21 protein-coding genes are annotated in these 16,086 nt (G+C 49.8%); 12 read left to right on the top strand and 9 right to left on the bottom strand.

What is annotated here, in order from left to right:
* Window positions 1–37: 37 nt before the first annotated feature.
* The 4 genes from AC566Q_RS03455 to AC566Q_RS03470 all read left to right on the top strand — a co-directional run bounded on the left by AC566Q_RS03455 (window position 38) and on the right by AC566Q_RS03470 (window position 2,030).
* Window positions 38–589, top strand: a complete 552-nt coding sequence (locus tag AC566Q_RS03455; protein WP_499613727.1) for an acyloxyacyl hydrolase — start codon at window positions 38–40, stop codon at window positions 587–589.
* Window positions 590–669: 80 nt separating this feature from the next.
* Window positions 670–1,161, top strand: a complete 492-nt coding sequence (locus tag AC566Q_RS03460) for a TlpA family protein disulfide reductase (RefSeq protein WP_499613730.1) — start codon at window positions 670–672, stop codon at window positions 1,159–1,161.
* On the top strand, window positions 1,161–1,370 hold the full coding sequence (gene nrtS, locus AC566Q_RS03465) for a nitrate/nitrite transporter NrtS (RefSeq protein ID WP_499613733.1): 210 nt from the start codon (window positions 1,161–1,163) through the stop codon (window positions 1,368–1,370). Before AC566Q_RS03460 ends, nrtS begins: the two co-directional genes overlap by 1 nt.
* A gap of 63 nt (window positions 1,371–1,433) precedes the next feature.
* On the top strand, window positions 1,434–2,030 hold the full coding sequence (locus tag AC566Q_RS03470; protein WP_123323896.1) for a TetR/AcrR family transcriptional regulator: 597 nt from the start codon (window positions 1,434–1,436) through the stop codon (window positions 2,028–2,030).
* A 267-nt stretch (window positions 2,031–2,297) separates the two neighbouring features.
* Here AC566Q_RS03470 and AC566Q_RS03475 read toward each other — a convergent pair whose 3' ends face one another.
* From AC566Q_RS03475 to AC566Q_RS03505, 7 genes are all read right to left on the bottom strand, one after another.
* Complete coding sequence (locus AC566Q_RS03475) at window positions 2,298–2,972, bottom strand: hypothetical protein (protein ID WP_499613736.1); 675 nt, start codon at window positions 2,970–2,972, stop codon at window positions 2,298–2,300.
* Window positions 2,973–2,982: 10 nt separating this feature from the next.
* Window positions 2,983–3,462, bottom strand: a complete 480-nt coding sequence (locus tag AC566Q_RS03480; protein ID WP_499613739.1) for a DoxX family protein — start codon at window positions 3,460–3,462, stop codon at window positions 2,983–2,985.
* Window positions 3,463–3,573: 111 nt separating this feature from the next.
* The gene (locus AC566Q_RS03485; protein ID WP_499613743.1) at window positions 3,574–4,449 is read right to left on the bottom strand and encodes an AraC family transcriptional regulator; all 876 of its coding nucleotides are present in this window, start codon (window positions 4,447–4,449) and stop codon (window positions 3,574–3,576) included.
* Window positions 4,450–4,474: 25 nt separating this feature from the next.
* Window positions 4,475–5,320 carry a helix-turn-helix domain-containing protein gene (locus tag AC566Q_RS03490; protein ID WP_499613746.1) on the bottom strand — a complete coding sequence of 282 codons (846 nt, stop codon included), beginning with the start codon at window positions 5,318–5,320 and terminating at the stop codon, window positions 4,475–4,477.
* Window positions 5,321–5,542: 222 nt separating this feature from the next.
* A complete protein-coding gene (locus AC566Q_RS03495; RefSeq protein ID WP_499613748.1) occupies window positions 5,543–6,022 on the bottom strand; it encodes a nuclear transport factor 2 family protein in 480 nt (159 codons plus the stop codon).
* 14 nt (window positions 6,023–6,036) lie between these two features.
* Entirely contained in the window at window positions 6,037–6,585 is a 549-nt protein-coding gene (locus tag AC566Q_RS03500; protein WP_499613750.1) for a carboxymuconolactone decarboxylase family protein, read from the bottom strand.
* A 271-nt stretch (window positions 6,586–6,856) separates the two neighbouring features.
* Complete coding sequence (locus AC566Q_RS03505; RefSeq protein WP_499613753.1) at window positions 6,857–7,819, bottom strand: AraC family transcriptional regulator; 963 nt, start codon at window positions 7,817–7,819, stop codon at window positions 6,857–6,859.
* A 186-nt stretch (window positions 7,820–8,005) separates the two neighbouring features.
* On the opposite strand from AC566Q_RS03505, the gene AC566Q_RS03510 reads away from it, so the two are divergent.
* Entirely contained in the window at window positions 8,006–8,890 is an 885-nt protein-coding gene (locus AC566Q_RS03510; RefSeq protein ID WP_499613756.1) for an SDR family oxidoreductase, read from the top strand.
* Window positions 8,887–9,324, top strand: a complete 438-nt coding sequence (locus AC566Q_RS03515; RefSeq protein WP_499613759.1) for an anthrone oxygenase family protein — start codon at window positions 8,887–8,889, stop codon at window positions 9,322–9,324. Before AC566Q_RS03510 ends, AC566Q_RS03515 begins: the two co-directional genes overlap by 4 nt.
* Window positions 9,325–9,504: 180 nt before the next feature.
* On the opposite strand, the gene AC566Q_RS03520 is transcribed toward AC566Q_RS03515, so the two are convergent.
* Window positions 9,505–10,617 carry an MBL fold metallo-hydrolase gene (locus AC566Q_RS03520; protein WP_499613762.1) on the bottom strand — a complete coding sequence of 371 codons (1,113 nt, stop codon included), beginning with the start codon at window positions 10,615–10,617 and terminating at the stop codon, window positions 9,505–9,507.
* A gap of 267 nt (window positions 10,618–10,884) precedes the next feature.
* Between AC566Q_RS03520 and AC566Q_RS03525 the strand changes: the two genes are divergently transcribed.
* From AC566Q_RS03525 to AC566Q_RS03550, 6 genes are all read left to right on the top strand, one after another.
* Window positions 10,885–12,444: a methyl-accepting chemotaxis protein gene (locus AC566Q_RS03525; RefSeq protein ID WP_499613765.1), complete on the top strand. Its 1,560-nt coding sequence runs from the start codon at window positions 10,885–10,887 to the stop codon at window positions 12,442–12,444.
* A gap of 94 nt (window positions 12,445–12,538) precedes the next feature.
* Window positions 12,539–13,690 (top strand): EAL domain-containing protein, encoded by a 1,152-nt coding sequence (locus AC566Q_RS03530; RefSeq protein WP_499613768.1) that lies wholly within the window; start codon window positions 12,539–12,541, stop codon window positions 13,688–13,690.
* A gap of 115 nt (window positions 13,691–13,805) precedes the next feature.
* On the top strand, window positions 13,806–14,222 hold the full coding sequence (locus tag AC566Q_RS03535) for a hypothetical protein (protein WP_499613770.1): 417 nt from the start codon (window positions 13,806–13,808) through the stop codon (window positions 14,220–14,222).
* Window positions 14,219–14,410, top strand: coding sequence for a helix-turn-helix transcriptional regulator (locus AC566Q_RS03540; RefSeq protein WP_499613773.1), 192 nt, complete (start codon window positions 14,219–14,221; stop codon window positions 14,408–14,410). Before AC566Q_RS03535 ends, AC566Q_RS03540 begins: the two co-directional genes overlap by 4 nt.
* Window positions 14,411–14,432: 22 nt before the next feature.
* Window positions 14,433–14,618 carry a hypothetical protein gene (locus AC566Q_RS03545; RefSeq protein ID WP_499613775.1) on the top strand — a complete coding sequence of 62 codons (186 nt, stop codon included), beginning with the start codon at window positions 14,433–14,435 and terminating at the stop codon, window positions 14,616–14,618.
* Between the two features lie 368 nt (window positions 14,619–14,986).
* Window positions 14,987–15,391, top strand: coding sequence for an STAS domain-containing protein (locus tag AC566Q_RS03550; RefSeq protein WP_499613778.1), 405 nt, complete (start codon window positions 14,987–14,989; stop codon window positions 15,389–15,391).
* 12 nt (window positions 15,392–15,403) lie between these two features.
* On the opposite strand, the gene AC566Q_RS03555 is transcribed toward AC566Q_RS03550, so the two are convergent.
* On the bottom strand, window positions 15,404–15,862 hold the full coding sequence (locus tag AC566Q_RS03555; protein WP_499613781.1) for a cupin domain-containing protein: 459 nt from the start codon (window positions 15,860–15,862) through the stop codon (window positions 15,404–15,406).
* Window positions 15,863–16,086: the final 224 nt, after the last annotated feature.

A 16,086-nucleotide genomic window follows, 5' to 3' on the forward strand; every position in this document is an offset into this window, starting at 1 on the left:
TGCGGGCACTTATTAAACCGGATTAACGGAGTCTGACGTGACCCAATTAGAGCTAATATTTCGACGATATGGCCGCTATTTCGCAGCCTTTTTACTCACACTATGCATGTCTTATTATGCCCACGCGGCTTCACTGGCGGTGGATTATCTTCGTGGGGAAGGTGATGTGGAGGGCATTAAAGTGGCTTATCAGTATTACCACCAGGCGCTGACGGACTATAGCGATGACTTGTACTGGTATGTGGAAACCAGTGTCAATTTCTGGGAATACGGTGTGGAACGTCAGCATGACACTAACTTTATCGTGGCCTTGTCGCCTGTGCTACATAAAACCTTCTTTCATCGGCCTCAGGGACGCTTCTATGGTGAGTTCGGTATCGGTTTATCGCTGCTCGATGACACCACTTTTGCCGGGAAAAATGTCAGTACCCATTATCAGTTTGAAGACCGCTTAGGGCTCGGCTACGAGTTTGGTGAGGATCATAAGTACCGGCTCGCGCTGCGCTACTTTCATTATTCCAATGGCGGCGTAAAAAAGCCTAACCCCGGGCTGGATTTCATTAGCTTGTCATTTGCTATGCGGCTTTAACAACAAGGCCTGACAGAAAGAAAGTCGGGTTAACTACGGTCATATAAACCATCATCATGAGTAAAAGAAGTAGAGTTATCATGCAAAACATAACAAGCCGTGTAATTGGCATTATCCTATTACTGCTTGCTGTTAACTGGCCAGCAGTAGCACAGGAACAGAGGCCGGCAGTGCAGCAGGCGCCGTCTTTTCATTTTAGCGGACTGAACGGTGAATCTTTTGATTTTCCTGCGCAGCGCGCAGACAAGCCTACCTTACTGTACTTTTGGGCAACCTGGTGTCCGTATTGTAAAAAGGCGACGCCCAGAGTCGTTGAACTGCATGAGCAGTTTTCTGAGCAGATCAACGTACTGGCAGTGAATGTGGGGATTAATGATTCAGTTGCTAAAGCGCAGCAGTACCTGCGCGATTACGATATCCACTTCCCGGTGGCTTTTGATCACGAAAGCCAGATCAGTCAGGCTTACCATGTGTTTGGTACACCGGTGTTCGTAATTGTGTCGCAGAGCGGGCAAATACTCTATCGTGGCCACCGTTATCCGGATGGCATTGAACAGGCGCTGACAAACTAATGGCCACGCCGCGTAAAATGCCATCACGAAGTGAGTTAACCGGGGCGCTAAAAACGGCTGCCGTAGTGGGTAGCGTGCTGCTGCTGATTAATCAGTACGAAGCGGTGATAGGGCAGATGGAGTTTAATTTAACCAAAGCGATCCTGAGTTATTTTGTGCCTTTTTCGGTGTATTTGTATGGCCGCCTAAGCCTTGCTGGCAATCGCTAGAAAGGCCCTTTTGTTTGTCCGGGATTGATGTATACTGATCGGTGTACTTACTGAGGTGACAATATGACGCAGGGTCGTAAAAGCAAGCGCGAGCATCTGGTTGAAACCGCGCAGCAGCTGTTTTATCGAGAAGGCATTAAAGGCACGGGTATTGATACGGTGCTCGAGCATGCCGGTGTAGCGAAACGCACGCTGTATAATCATTTTAAATCCAAGGATGAGCTGGTTATTGCTACCTTGCAGCGACGCGATCAGGAATTTATGGCCATGCTGAAAGCCGGGGTTAAGAAGTTTGAGTCCAGGCAAACCGGCGAACCGGCATTTGCCCGGGTGCTGGCTTATTTTGATGCCATCGAAGAATGGACCACCTCAAAACAGTTTTCCGGCTGTATGTTTATTAATGCGTCGGCCGAATATCCGCGCCAGGATCATCCTGTGCATGTCATTTGTGCCATGCATAAGCGTCTGGTGATCCAGTACATTGAAGAGCTGATGTCAGGCTTAACCCTGGCCGACCCCCATGACCTGGCCGTACAGTTAGCCGTGCTAACCGATGGCGCAATTGTTAATGCCCATACCACAAGTAACCGCAATGCGGCTCAGGTAGCCAAGCAAATTGCCGTGTCATTACTCACCCTGCATACTCAGCCGGCGCATTAATATCAGGCGCCGCTTATGGCGAAGTAATTGATCAATTCCGGGTAAGTGGCCGGCAAGAGACTTTAGGTGGTGCTGCCGAACAATGGATGTTGCCCAATCTGCCCGGTAATGTAAGCGCGATAAGTAACGACTAAGTATCGTTGGCTGATGCCGGCATAAATCCCTCTATATCGCAGTGTCTGCTCAGGCGGGTCTCAACGTCGGCGTGAAGTTTACGACCAACAACCAGCGGTGCACGGTTGCGATCGATACATTCATTATGGGCAGCTAACCGGTGATAGAATTCAATGTGTTTGGCTTCTGTGTTTCCGCAAGTTCGGCAAGCGCTGTCGGGCGTAGCGCTATATCCACCAGTAACTGGCCGTTATAGCGTTGTTCGATATTAAGTATGGATAGCGCGGCATGGTCAAAACGCAATTGCCTGCACAGGGCGACGGCTTCCCTACGAAACTGACTCAGCGCCTGGCCGTTTTGCTGGTGGCGTAAAGCATCTGCCTGACGGACAAATAAAGGTAAATCCTGGTGGGTACTGAATGGCGCACTCAGCTGCCCGTTGATAGTGAGTTTAAATCGCTCCCTGACTTCATGTTCGCGGGCTTTTTTGACGGCCAGAAATATGGTTTGTATAAGTTCAGAAGTCGGAAAGTGGGGTTCGATTCGCCACCGTCGGCCATAGACCAGTTTACGTTTTGTTTGTTTGTGGCGCGGCCGGTAAGTATCGAACCCGATAACACCAATCTGAATGAATAGTCCCTGCTGATCCTCGCCGGCCATGATCAGGTAATCATCGTCAAAGTGGCAATCGCGGATAACCTGTTCGACGGTCTGGCGAGTATGGGCATAGGCCAGGTAGTGCTGTGGAATGCAGCGCTCTCCGCTGTCTAAAGTGACAGACGGAGCGCCGGGTAGGGGTGTTTCACCGGATAAATGCAGCTTGGTCACGGCATATGTCTCACGCTGTGGTAGGGGTAACTGCCAGTGGTCCGACTTTATGGCGGGTAATCACGTGATCCAGCGACAGTTTGCCAGCTCCCCAAACAGTGATATGCAGTAAAATGAGTCCCCAGATAACATGGCCATATAAGGCGGCAGGAGCAATCTCTTCCAGGCTTATCACGGCTACCCCATTCACAATACCCAGTCCCAGGGCACTTAACCGACTGACAATGCCAAGGCTGATTAAAACCGGTAGCAGCAGCTCGGCAATGGTTGCCAGACAAGCTGCCAGCGCGAAGGGGAGTAACGGCACGTGGTACTCGTATTCAAACAAAAAGAGGGTGGTTTCCCAGTCATTGGTTTTGGTCAGTCCTGAAGCAAAAAACACCCAGGAGACATAGAGTCGTCCGGCTACGGAGAGGACTGACTGTAAGGGCGTAAACAGGTTGGCAGCGATGGCACTTAAGCGGCCAAACATTAAGGCTAATGGTTTCACAATGGTCTTCCTACGTTAATAAACTAATCAATAAGTTCTGGCCTGTTGCCATTGAGATAACTGTAAGGGATCCAGGGTGGGCAAAAGCGACCAATCGTCTGCGCTTTGTATCTATTCGTTTTTATCCGTGGCGAACTGATGTGCCGTTTTAAGCGGCTCATTGTGACCGGATGCAGGCTGTTTGAGCCATTGCTTGGGCGAGATGCCGAGTTTCTTGCGAAATAGCCTGGCCAGCGCTGAGCCGTGCTCGTAACCTACCAGGTTGGCCACCAGATTTACCGGTTTGTTGTCCTGTAACATTTCCTGAGCCAGAGCAATGCGAATATCGGTTAAGTAATCGTTGGGGGTCAGACCCACCACACTTTTAAACGTGGCAGCAAAGCGGGAGCGCGACATCGCCGCAATGTCAGCCAGTGAATCTACTGTCCAGTTGACCTCGGGCTGGTTGTGCATCGTACTGATCACCTTTGCCATCATGGGATGACTCAAGGCTGCCAGTACCCCGCCCTTTGCCAGGTCGTTTTCCAGAATATAGCGCAGGACCTGAAGCAGAAAGATTTCGCTAAGCTTGTCGATCATCACGCCACGGGTCACCGAGCGACTAAAGGCTTCATCAAACAGCCATTGCGCGGTTTGTCCGATGTATTGCTCGGTATCCAGTGCCAGGGTAATTAGCGGCGGAAACGCCTCAAGCAGCAGCTTTTGATGCACTGATTCCATGCTGATAGTGGCACAAACCATTTCGGCACCGGCCGACTGTTCTGCCAGAATTCGATGTTCAACCGGGCCCGGAATAAAGATCACAGAGGGCTTGTCGATGACCCGTTTACTGCCATCTTTCATAACGATGGTTAAGCAACCGGACTTAAGCAGGTGCAGGTGGCCTTTTTCGTCGTGGCTGAACGACTGGATCCCGCACAGTTTTCCACTGAAAAATACTTCGGCTTTTAACGAAATCCGTCTAACGATATTTGCTATGTTGTCCATCTGTATCCTCTGATTCGACAGGCGGCTATACCATGGCCCCCACTACTGACGCCTGATTACCGCGACTTTGTTGTAACCACTGGCGTGGCGATACCCCCAGCTTTTTCTTAAAAATCCTGACCAGCGCCGAGCCGTGCTCGTAGCCCACTTCTCCGGCGACAAAATTTACCGGCTTGTTGTGCTTTAACAGCTGTTGGGCAACGGCCAGACGCAGATCGGTGATGTAGTCGTTGGGTGTTTGCCCCACCAGGGTTTTAAAACTCTCAGCAAACTTAGACCGGGACATCGCGGCAATACTTGCAAGCTCATTGAGCGTCCAGTGATGACCCGGTTGGTTATGGATAACTTCGATGACTTTGCGCATTTGCGGATGATTAAGAGCGGCAATAGCACCCTGGTGCAAACTGCCTTGTTCGGTGGCATGACGCAGTACCTGCAACATAAAAATTTCACCGAGCTTATTGATCATGATGTCTTTACCAAACCGCTGCTCAAAGACTTCGTTAAATAACCACTGCACTGTGCAGGACAAAGAACACTCAGGTGAAACCTGCAGATATACAATATCCGGTAACGCGTTGATCAGCAGTGACGAGCTGGCGATGGAGAAGGTAACGCTGGCACTGATCAGTCTGGCGGGTTTATCACCAATCGATTCCAGATAATGTGAGGCGCCTTTGGGCAGCAAAACGACTGAAGGGCGATCCATCAGGATTTCGCGCTGTCCCGGTCGGTTTAGCCGCACGGTGCCCGACTCAAGCAGATGTAACTGGCCATGCTGGCCAAAGTGCTTAATGCCGCTAAGCTGGCCGCTGTGATTAATGGTAGTCGCAAATGAATGTTGATTAAGAATGCCGCTTAAATTGTCCATGTGATATCTCTCTTTACCGGTTTACAGGTGTGTTGAGATAACCTCAGCGCTGGGAGACAGTAACGAATCACAGCGTGACAGCCGTTATCTTAAAAAGTAAACAGTTCTGTATAGAAAACGTTGTTTTTTGAGCGCCAAACTATGTTGAATGCCATACTTACAACGCTTGCTATAACGATTAAAATTAAAAAAAGCGGGGCAGTGGTGCCCCGCAACAGGGGGCTAGAGGCCCAGTTGAGACAAACCCGGATGGTCATCGGGACGTCGTCCCAGTGGCCATTTAAATAAACGCTCTTGCGACGTGATCGGCAGATCATTCAATGAGGCGTGGCGGTTAACCATCAAGCCCTGGTTGTTGAACTCCCAGTTTTCATTGCCGTAAGAGCGGAACCAGTTAGACGAATCATCACGCCATTCATAGGCATAACGCACTGCAATGCGGTTTTCAGTAAATGCCCATAGTTCTTTGATCAATCTGTACTCAAGTTCTTTGTCCCATTTGCGTGCCAGAAACTGAGCAGCCTGATCGCGACCGTGAATAAACTCAGCACGGTTACGCCATTGGGTGTCGATACTATAGGCCTGGGCAACTTTTACCGGATCACGGCTGTTCCAGCCATCTTCGGCGAGTCGCACTTTTTCTGTTGCTGTTGCCAGCGTAAATGGCGGCAGTGGCGGGCGAGGTTGTTCGGTGCTGTTCATGTGCTGGTCCTCGCTTACACAGGGTGAACCAGAGGAAAATCAACCTCTGCACGGCCGGCATTATTGAGATAATTAGTAAAGATATTCAGCGCAACATGTTGCACTACCTCTACAATTTCGGCGTCATTCAAACCGGCTTCACGAATTCTGGCCAGGCTGTCATGGCTGACCTTTCCCCGCTGTGAAACCACTTCGCCGGTAAACTGCAATATCGCCTGAGTTTGCCGATCCCGGGACAGTCCTTTGCGGTTGGCAGTAATTTCACTGTCTTCCACCTTCACCAGATTCGCGGCCAGAAAAGCGTGCGCGGATAGGCAATAATCACACTCGTTGAGCTGTGCAACCAGTAGCGCAATAGCTTCGCGGACGGAGGCCGGCAATACGCCTTTGCCCAGTGACTGAGACATTTCAAGGTAGCCGTTAAGAGCGGCCGGACTGTTGGCAATCATACGAAATAAATTAGGTACACTGCCGAGTTGCTTAAGTACACCCTGTAACGGGGTTTGCGAAGCAGCCGGAGCATCATTGATAGAAGCGGGTACATGTAAACCTGACACTGACATAACATTTCTCCAAATAGGAACTGTGAATAAACCTGAGGCGATTTTGAGCGACCGTTCAATTCGTGTTATTTAAAATACACAGATCTGTCTACTTTATGCAATGGCCAGGAGTAAGAAAAATCGCTTAAATTTGAGAAGCGATTGTTTTTTCGATAAATATACTTTTCTGTCTACTATTGAATTTGTAGGTATGTCCTTAAATGAATGGCTTTAAGGTGGAGGGGTGTACTATTTGGTCTAATATTGATTGTGATGCTGGAGAGGCTCGGATTTATATGGCTGTGCTTCGCTCTACCTGGCTGGGAGAGATGCCTATGACCCGTTTGAACGCTCTGGAAAAGGCGGCTTCAGACTCGTAGCCACAATTCAGGGCGAGTTCAATAAGCGGGACTTTAACGCTTTTAAGCTGGTAATAGGCCAGGGTTAAGCGCCATTCGGTGAGATAGTTTTTGGCACTGGTACCCACCAGTTCGGTAAATCGTGCCGCAAAGGCAGAGCGGGACATGCAGGCAATGGCGGCAAGACTATCTACCGTCCATTTTTCTTCTTGCTGCTGATGTATGGCTTTTAGCGCGGCGCCGATTCGGCTATCACGCATGGCCGCAAACCAGCCTTCATTTGCCAGTGGATCGTTGTTTAGCCAGTACCTGACCAACTGAATTAACATGATTTCGGCCAGCCGCGTAATGATGGTCTCACTGCCAGCGGCGAGGTCTGTGGCCTCGCGTTTGATTAACTCAAGGGTGGATGTCAGCCAGGCCAGATCCTGATAATCATCAGCCGCCAGGCAAATCACTTCGGGTAACTGATCAAGCAGGTAATGGCCAATCAGCGGATCAAAAGACACCACACCGCATATAAGCTTTGTGGTTTCACCCGAACCCGGAATATCCAGTACCTCAAGGTTAGGCGAAAGCTGCTTTACTCCGGAATCAAAAAACGGCACATCCCTGACGTTATCGGCAGATTTGAGACTGTGACCTTTGCCATGAGGGATTAACACCAGTGCACCGGCAGATAGGACTAATTGTGATGTTTCGGTGGTGATCAGACAGTTGCCGCTCATTACCACATGTAGCATCAGACGTCCCGGCATGGCGGGTAAGGCTAACCCCCAGGGGGCGGCAAGGGTTGAAAAACAGTAAAGGCTATTTTGCGGTTTCAATTGCTCAATGAACGGACCAAAAGGGTCGTTATTGGCCGGGAAGTCCGGTGAGCTTATCGGGTCAGTCATGGGTGCGCGTCTCTGCTGGGTCCTTGCAATCTGCCGGTTAACTATACGATTGATTGGTAGCTTAAGTCTAATCTGGCCATCGCTGGACGAACGGTAAGGTATTGTGGACCCCTGGCTATGTCCGCTTAAGGGCTCTGTTCATACTATAAGCGCTGCATAAATGGTAAAGCCGTAGCAGGAGCTCAGATGACAAAGTTAGTGAATTCCCCCAAACGTTTTCTGGTCCTTGGAGGCTCGGGTAAAACCGGCCGCCGGGTGGTTAAACAGTTGCGCCAAAAAGGTGAACAAGTCTGCGGGGCATCGAGAACTACCACGCCGTCTTTTAACTGGCACGACAGCACACAAAACTGGCAACGCCTACTCAGTGGCTTTGACGGTGTATATATTACTTACCAGCCAGATCTGGCGATTGAGCGTGCTGCCGATGACATTGCTCGCCTAGTGGTAGCTGCCCGACAAGCCGGTGTAAGCCATATGGTATTACTCTCCGGGCGGGGCGAAAAAGGTGCCGAAGATGCTGAGCAGGTAGTTGCTGGCAGTGGCCTGCATTATCACATTCTTCGCGCCAGCTGGTTTTATCAGAATTTCAGTGAAGGATTTATCCGCAGCATGATAGAGGCTGGCGAGGTGGCTTTGCCACGCAGCGACATGCCTGAGCCTTTTATCGATGTCGACGATATCGCTGCCGCGGCGGTACGCTGTTTTACCGACCCGGACATTCCCGCCGGGCTGTATGAGTTAACCGGGCCGCAGTTACTGACATTTAAACATTGTATAGAGCAGATAAGCACAATAACCGGCCTGCCACTGACATTCGTTGATCTAAGCGTCGACGCCATGGTGGACTCATTAACGTCGGCAGGCTTTGACCACGAGATGGTGTGGCTCATGGGGCACCTGTTCAGTGAGGTGCTCGATGGCCGTAACAGTCACACAACCGATACGCTGGAAAAATTGCTGGGCAGGGCTCCGGTCTCTTTTAGTGACTATGCAAAGCGCGCTTTTGCAGCAAGTTCGGCTGATGTGACCGCCAGCCAGCTATCACCTATTGAAGAAGGAACCGGCCAGTGATCTTTTATCTGACCATGCTCGCCGCCATAGTCTGTGCGCTGATGGCGGGGATTTACTTTGCTTTTTCTGTGGTGGTAATGCCCTCTCTGCAACGCCTTGGTGATGAACAGGGCGCCAGGGTTATGCAGCAAATTAATCGGGATATTTTGCGGTCGCTGTTCATGCCGCTGTTCTGGGCATCCAGTTTGTTATGTCTGGTTTTGCTGGTGAGTGGTCTGTCCGCTTTGATTATGTTCGCCGGCGCTATTTATCTTGTCGGCATGTTCGGCGTGACGGCATTGTTCAATGTGCCGTTAAACAAGCAGTTGGAACAGGCCAAAGATATCGAAATACCCACAACCTGGCGGCATTATCTTAGTCGCTGGCAATTGTTTAATCATATTCGAACGGTAAGTGCCACGCTGAGCGCCTCATTATTCGTCATAGTGGCCTAAACCGAACGGGAGGATAAATGGCTAACGCTATACAATTTTCAATTAACGTCAGTAAAGGAGTCGGGCATGGCTGATTTTTTATACTGGATAATGATGCTGGTGCAGCAGGCTCTGTTCTGGTTTAGGATCCTTACGGATTATGCCCCTACCGCGCTGCTCTATGCCTGACCAGTTTAGGTGTTAGTCAACGCTCTGCCACCATGGCTTGCTGGCAGGCGGCGATGCCAGGTTTATGAGCTGGCCAATCAACGGCGTGTGCAGCTCGTAGGGGGCCTCTTTGCTGAGAGCCCGAATTTCTTCGAAGGGCTCTTTCCATGGATGACGCGCCAATGCGAAGCGACCAATGTGAATGGGCAGCAGTGCCCTGGCTTTAACGTCTATCGCAGCCTGCTTTGACTCACTGGCGGTCATGTGAATATAGGGCCAGCGCGGATCATATTGCCCGGTATCAAGAGCCACCAGATCGAAGCCTCCGAAGCGTTCGCCAATGGCTTTAAAGTGCGGGCCGTATCCTGAATCGCCGCCCAGAAGGAGTCGCGATTGCGGGCTGGTAATAACAAACCCGCCCCACAAAGTTTGATTGCGGGTCAGGCTACGTCCTGAGTAGTGTCTGGCCGGGACCAGATGAATTTGTACATCATTGCCTAAATCGAGGCTATCATACCAGTCTGCTTCGTGCAGCTGCTCTGGTGTGTAGTCCCAGTGAGAAAAATGGGCGCCGATCCCCAGCGGAACAAACACCTTTTTTACCTTGTTTTTCAGCGCTACGGCGGTGTTGTAGTCGAGGTGGTCATAGTGGTCATGGGAGATCAGTAGTACATCAATCTCTGGTAAATCCTCCACTGTAAAGAGGGTCGTTCCCTTAAACGCTTTAACCATAAACGAAAACGGGGAAGCGTAGTCACTGAAAACCGGATCTACCAGAATGCGCTGGCCGTTAAGTTGCAGATAAAAGCCTGAGTGGCCAAGCCAGACGAGCAGATTTTCCTCGCGGGGCAGGCTTTTAAAGTCTACTTTGTTTACCGGTACCGCACCTTGCGGAGCAAGATTCTCGGCGGAGGAGGTCAGGTTACCCCACATCACCGACCACATGCTGACGCCTTCTTTGAGTACCGGAGTGGTTACCTGATTATGAAAAGCTTGTTCCTCGGCACGGTAGTTTGCCGACCCAGAATATGCCTTCTGCTGTTGAGCATCCGGCGCCGCGCCAAACCGGGCAAGGTTGAGTACCATACAACCACCGAGAATTAGGGTGGCCGCGATAATCAGTAATACTGTTATAACGCTTTTCATTTTGAGTCTTCTCTTTGCTGCTGCCGGGTCAGGTATTGCCATGGTACCTAATCATTATCACAGACCATTGCTGCCCCTGACAGCCACAAAAGGCGGTTTCTCTTGCCTGATACTCCTATTCAGGCAAATGGCAAAGGGGAAAGTAGGCATTGTGAATTGTCGATCCATATCTATGTTATTTCATTCATAGCCAAAGGGATAAGAGTGCTTAGGGGCTCCTTTGTGGTGAGATAAGCAGGTAGTTGTTGAGAGGTCACAGATAATCCCATGCACAGTAAATTCCCCCCTTCGGAAGTCCCCTTAAATGACACGGATGTGTTGCTTTCCACAACGGACATGGATAGCCGGATAACTTATGCGAACAGCGACTTTTGTCGTATCGCCGGATTCACTACAGACGACATGTATGGTCAGCCCCATAATCTGGTTCGTCACCCGGATATGCCAGCGCAGGCATTTGCCAACATGTGGCAAACCATCCGCGCCGGTCAGTCATGGATGGGACCGGTTAAAAACCGCTGTCGTAATGGCGATTACTACTGGGTTAATGCCTTTGTTACGCCCATTCGCGATAGCTCAGGCAACATTTGCGAATATCAGTCGGTGCGAACCAGGCCGGATCCGGAGGTGATAAAAAGAGCCGAACAGACATATCAGCAAATGAGCAACAATAAGGATAAGCGGCAATTGTCGCATCACTCCGATTCGCTTCCTCAGTTTAAATGGGGACTGATAGCACTGGCCGGAATAAGCTTTTTGTCTGTCTTTAATAGCGAGCTTTCTCTCTACGTGAATCTGATTGTAGGTCTGCTGGCGGTGGTAATGTTAGGCGTTTTCATGCGCTGGTCCGCCCGCCTGCAAGCACTGACTGAAAAGTCCCGCAGGATTTTTGATAATCCACTGATGAGCTTTCTTTACTCGGGTCACCGGGATAGTCTGGCGGCCATTAATCTGGCGCTTGAAATGCAGCAGGCACAGTTAAAAGCGGTGGTTGGCCGGGTGAATGATGCTTCACTTAACGTTTGTGAAAATTCCGCCAGCAGCCTGCAGTGCAGTGATGAAGTCAGTTTGCACTTACAGCATCAGATCGTTGAAGTCAGCCAGGTTGTTGCGGCAATGGAGCAACTGTCGCAGACCATCGGTGAAATATCGGGTAACGTTAACGGGGCCGCCGAAGTGGCCAATGAGTCTGAGGCCAGCACCTTTTTCGGCAAAGGCAATGTCGAGGCAACGATTCAGAATATTCAGAGTCTTAATCGCCACCTGCAGCTTGCCGATCAACAGGTTGCTGGCATGAGCAAAAGTGTGGCGGATATCAGTAAGGCCCTGATAGTCATAGAGGGGATTGCCGAGCAAACCAATCTGCTGGCGGTGAATGCCGCCATAGAGGCTGCGCACAGTGGTGAGTCAGGTAATGGTTTTGTGGTGGTGGCGACTGAAGTCAGAGAATTGGCAACCCGTACGCAGCAGGCCACAGATTCCATTAAGCAGGTGCTTGAAGCGCTTTCTGCCCATTCAGACAGTGCCCGCCATGGAATGCAACAGGCCCTTAACTCTTCCCTGGAGTGCGTGGGGCTGGCTGAAAGCTGCGGGTTGAGCCTGATGACGATTCAAAATGAGGTGAGTCGGCTGGCCAATCTTAACCGCAGTATCGCCGCGGCTATTGAGCAGCAGTCGGCAGTTGCCACCGAAGTCACTGGCAGTATCAACAATATCATGGCGCTGGCATCACAAAGTGGCGAAGTGAGTTCACAAGCCAAGGCGCTCAATGCCTCATTGATGGATAAAGTTGAAGAACAAAGCGCGTTAATAAGGCAGTTTGTGTAGACCAAACGGCTCACCTGCTCATTCAGGAAGGCAAACCCCGGCTCCGAAGTGAACCGTAGGGGCACTTTTGCGGTACTCATATCAGAATTAAGAAATGAGGCAGTTTATGTGGTGTGCAGAGTGTGAGTCGATTGACGAGTATTTTTATTCCAGTACGTACTTTTGGTTGTTTTTACCGACCAGCGAAGCCATCGATAAAGTCACTAAAATGGCTGAGTATGCGAAGTATCCGCTGGAAAGTGTGGAGCACCGGTGTTTGCGGGTGCAGGTGGAAAAGAGCCAGGCAGGAAGTTTTCTTAATCAACTCAATGGCTGTCTCGATGGGCCTGAATTTGGCGGTACCAAGGTAACAACTTCCGCCCAGCCATCACAGCTTAGCATTGAAGCGATAAGCCGAATGACTACGGCTGAGGTGCTTACCCGCCGCTATCAGGCTCAGTGGCTGTCTGAAGCCATGGACAAGCATGCTTACGAAAGCTGGTTTCAACCTATCGTCAGGGCCGGCAGCGATGTGGCAGACCCGTCGATCTTTGCCCATGAGTCATTGTTTCGTATCTTTGATGCCAACGAGTCTATCATTCCGCCTGGCTTCGCTTTCTCTTTGGCTGAGAAAAGTAACCTGTTGTTTGCGCTGGATCTCACTGCCCGGCGCTCGGCGGTTGAGTATTTCTCGAGGGCCAAGCTGAAGGGCAAGGTGTTCATTAACTTTAACCCCTCAAGTATTTATGATCCGGCTTACTGCTTGCGTGCCACGGCTTCTGCTATCAGCGAGCTGGGCTTAAAGCCCGCGGATGTGGTGTTTGAGATTGTTGAAACCCATCGGGCAAATGATATGAACCACTTAAAGGGCATTTTGTCGTTCTATCGCAGCTCAGGGTTTGGTGTGGCGCTCGATGACATTGGCTCAGGCTGGTCGGGGTTAAACCTGCTGGAGCAGCTAAGGCCGGACTACGTGAAAATTGATATGGAGCTAATCAGTGGCATTGACGAAAACGTTTATAAACAAAATATCGTGAAGCACCTGATTCAGATAGCCCGTAAAAATCGTACCGAAGTGATTGCCGAGGGTATTGAAACACATTCCGAGGCTGAAATGCTTACCGAGCTGGGAGCGGATTATCTGCAAGGGTATTACTTTGCTAAGCCTAAACGTTACAGCGATCGCATCAGCGCCGAAGAGCGTGAGGCGATTTATCAGTCGACTCGCCCTATTGAAGAGGCAAAGAAAGCACATCAACTCTCATAGTCTGCACTGGTTACGCTGTTTATTTGAGCAGAAAAAGACAAGTGTTGTTTACATTTGTCTTTTTTTAAACTACATTAAGTAAAGTTAGCTTTACTTAATGGAAGGTTTTATTGATATGAGCGACTCTCAGAAACTTAGCCGCCGGCAACGTAATCAGCGGAATCACCGCCGACTGGCCGGTTACACACTGGTATGGCTGGTGTCATTAGCGCTGGTATATTTTGGCCACCGCTACTTATGGGATGGTGCGGCTCTGGTGACCACAGTAATGGTCGTGCTCAATATTATTGCCGGTGTAGCCATGATGATGGCCAACAAAAAATTGCTCGCCGGACTGGATGAACTGGAGCAGAAAGTTCAGCTGGAAGCAATGGCCCTGGCGTTAGGTGCCGGTTTGGTAGGAGGGTTTGCCTATTCTGCGCTGAGCCAGACCGGGGTATTGCCATTCCATGCGGAAATTTCACACCTTGCTGTTTTCATTGCGTTGACCTATCTGGTTGCCATGGTTAAGGGAGTGAAGAAGTATCAATGAAAAACCGACTAAAAGTGCTCAGAGCAGAGCGAGACTGGACCCAGGCCGATTTGGCCGAGCGTCTGGATGTGTCCCGACAAACTATCAATGCTATCGAAAAAGGTAAATTTGATCCGAGTTTGCCGCTGGCGTTTAAGGCATCACGATTGTTTGGCTTAACCATCGAAGACATATTCCAGGATGAATGATTATTAACCAGCGGAGAAATGTATGTATAAACTGACATGTAACAGTAACAGCCATGTAATTGTCGCACTGATATTTGCTGCCGCGATGCTGATGAGCAGTTGGCTTATGAAAGGTCAAGAGAACTCAGCCGCGGTGTTTATTGGCCTAATCAGTGCCTATCCAATCCTGACACGTCTGCTTAAAGATAAACGTTCAAATGGATGTTAGTGATGAGTCGTGGTGTGCCTGGCATGGAGGGTATGGGCCTGTCATTCCTTCTTCGCCGGGCTTCACCTCAGGAGCGTGGCTCGAGTATCCGGTCAGTTGTTCAAGCAGCGTCAGACGTTCTACCGGCTTTCTGATGACATCGGTAAAACTAGTTTCACGGTAGGCGCGAACACCGTCCTGTATAAAATTCCCTGTATCGCCAATTAAATGATCAACCCAATCAACAGGCTCGACTGTAAGCGTAGGAAACTTTGCGCAGATTTTCTATTTTCTACTACTTTTAAGTTATACATGGCTGGTAATTGTAAGGTTTATGATTGATAGCGTTGACAGATAAAATGGATGGGCTGATGAATCAGAAGGAGAAAATGGCAAATCAACCGCTGCGAGAAGTAAGTAGTACTCAGCATTGCGGCGGCTGCTACCTGCGCCATGCCGATGTTAATAACGCTTCATCATCCTGTCGCTATTGTTTCAGCGGTAAGATTGTGGCGCCTGACACCCTTGTTCTGCCGCCAGTCTGGACGGGGTTGAACGCTCTGTCGGTCTTTTCTGCAATGCAAAAACTGCCCCTGAGTGCACTGCGAAACAAAACGCTTAAAATAGACTTCTCACAGGTTGAGTTTATTGATTCATCGGGGTTAGGAGCGCTGGTAGGGCTGCAAAAGCAACTGGCTGAAAACCAGACTGTTATTCAAATTACCGGTGCTGATGCCCATGCCCGCCGGTTACTTAAAACCGCCAACCTGCATCAGCTGTTCTTTATTAATTAACGGGCTGAAGGACTAGATAAATTTACTCAGGTGCGGATGTGCCAGCTCAATCCACTGCTTTAAACAGGGCTCATCAATAAAGCTAAAATCAGCAAAATCAAAGCCCGGTGCCACCGAACAACCTACCAGAGAGTAATCTCCGGTAGTCGTGGCAGCCTGATAATGACCCCCTGGCACAACAGTCGCCAAATCATCCTCAGGTCCGCCAATGCGTTTTTCGTGTAGCTGTTGCTGGTGTAACTGATACAACGTGAGTGGCGCGCCATCATAGTGATTCCAGATTTCATCGTGCAGGACTCTGTGAAAGCGGCTCACCTGACCTTTTAACAGCAAAAAGTAAATATGCGTAACAGCAGGACGGGGCAAACCGTGCTTAGGCGAACTGACCTCGGCTGCAGAGCGGTAGATTTGACGATAATAGCCGCCCTCCGGGTGAGGTTCCAGACCAAGTTTATTAACTAAAGGATGCATTTATTACTCCACTGGGAGACATGACCAATATTCCCGTTATTGGCAGAAAAGTCTTAAACACAGGCCGTAGCGGCTTGATTAAGATTTAAGCATACATAAGGGAAACGCAATGTGCATCTGTTTTATTAAATTATTGTTAATTTATTGCTGCAGAATAGGCGTTGGAATAAAGCTTTGAACTTATTACATACCCGGGTACGTATATATTTCATAAAGTCGTTCAG

The organism is Alteromonas sp. H02, assembly GCF_059682525.1.

What these genes read in the sequence shown, in the direction of transcription:
- AC566Q_RS03460 (WP_499613730.1), top strand. Translation starts at nt 670, where the DNA reads ATGCAAAACATAACAAGCCGTGTAATTGGCATTATCCTATTACTGCTT.
- nrtS (WP_499613733.1), top strand. Translation starts at nt 1,161, where the DNA reads ATGGCCACGCCGCGTAAAATGCCATCACGAAGTGAGTTAACCGGGGCG.
- AC566Q_RS03470 (WP_123323896.1), top strand. Translation starts at nt 1,434, where the DNA reads ATGACGCAGGGTCGTAAAAGCAAGCGCGAGCATCTGGTTGAAACCGCG.
- AC566Q_RS03485 (WP_499613743.1), bottom strand. Translation starts at nt 4,449, where the DNA reads ATGGACAACATAGCAAATATCGTTAGACGGATTTCGTTAAAAGCCGAA.
- AC566Q_RS03490 (WP_499613746.1), bottom strand. Translation starts at nt 5,320, where the DNA reads ATGGACAATTTAAGCGGCATTCTTAATCAACATTCATTTGCGACTACC.
- AC566Q_RS03495 (WP_499613748.1), bottom strand. Translation starts at nt 6,022, where the DNA reads ATGAACAGCACCGAACAACCTCGCCCGCCACTGCCGCCATTTACGCTG.
- AC566Q_RS03500 (WP_499613750.1), bottom strand. Translation starts at nt 6,585, where the DNA reads ATGTCAGTGTCAGGTTTACATGTACCCGCTTCTATCAATGATGCTCCG.
- AC566Q_RS03505 (WP_499613753.1), bottom strand. Translation starts at nt 7,819, where the DNA reads ATGACTGACCCGATAAGCTCACCGGACTTCCCGGCCAATAACGACCCT.
- AC566Q_RS03510 (WP_499613756.1), top strand. Translation starts at nt 8,006, where the DNA reads ATGACAAAGTTAGTGAATTCCCCCAAACGTTTTCTGGTCCTTGGAGGC.
- AC566Q_RS03520 (WP_499613762.1), bottom strand. Translation starts at nt 10,617, where the DNA reads ATGAAAAGCGTTATAACAGTATTACTGATTATCGCGGCCACCCTAATT.
- AC566Q_RS03525 (WP_499613765.1), top strand. Translation starts at nt 10,885, where the DNA reads ATGCACAGTAAATTCCCCCCTTCGGAAGTCCCCTTAAATGACACGGAT.
- AC566Q_RS03530 (WP_499613768.1), top strand. Translation starts at nt 12,539, where the DNA reads ATGAGGCAGTTTATGTGGTGTGCAGAGTGTGAGTCGATTGACGAGTAT.
- AC566Q_RS03535 (WP_499613770.1), top strand. Translation starts at nt 13,806, where the DNA reads ATGAGCGACTCTCAGAAACTTAGCCGCCGGCAACGTAATCAGCGGAAT.
- AC566Q_RS03540 (WP_499613773.1), top strand. Translation starts at nt 14,219, where the DNA reads ATGAAAAACCGACTAAAAGTGCTCAGAGCAGAGCGAGACTGGACCCAG.
- AC566Q_RS03545 (WP_499613775.1), top strand. Translation starts at nt 14,433, where the DNA reads ATGTATAAACTGACATGTAACAGTAACAGCCATGTAATTGTCGCACTG.
- AC566Q_RS03550 (WP_499613778.1), top strand. Translation starts at nt 14,987, where the DNA reads ATGGCAAATCAACCGCTGCGAGAAGTAAGTAGTACTCAGCATTGCGGC.
- AC566Q_RS03555 (WP_499613781.1), bottom strand. Translation starts at nt 15,862, where the DNA reads ATGCATCCTTTAGTTAATAAACTTGGTCTGGAACCTCACCCGGAGGGC.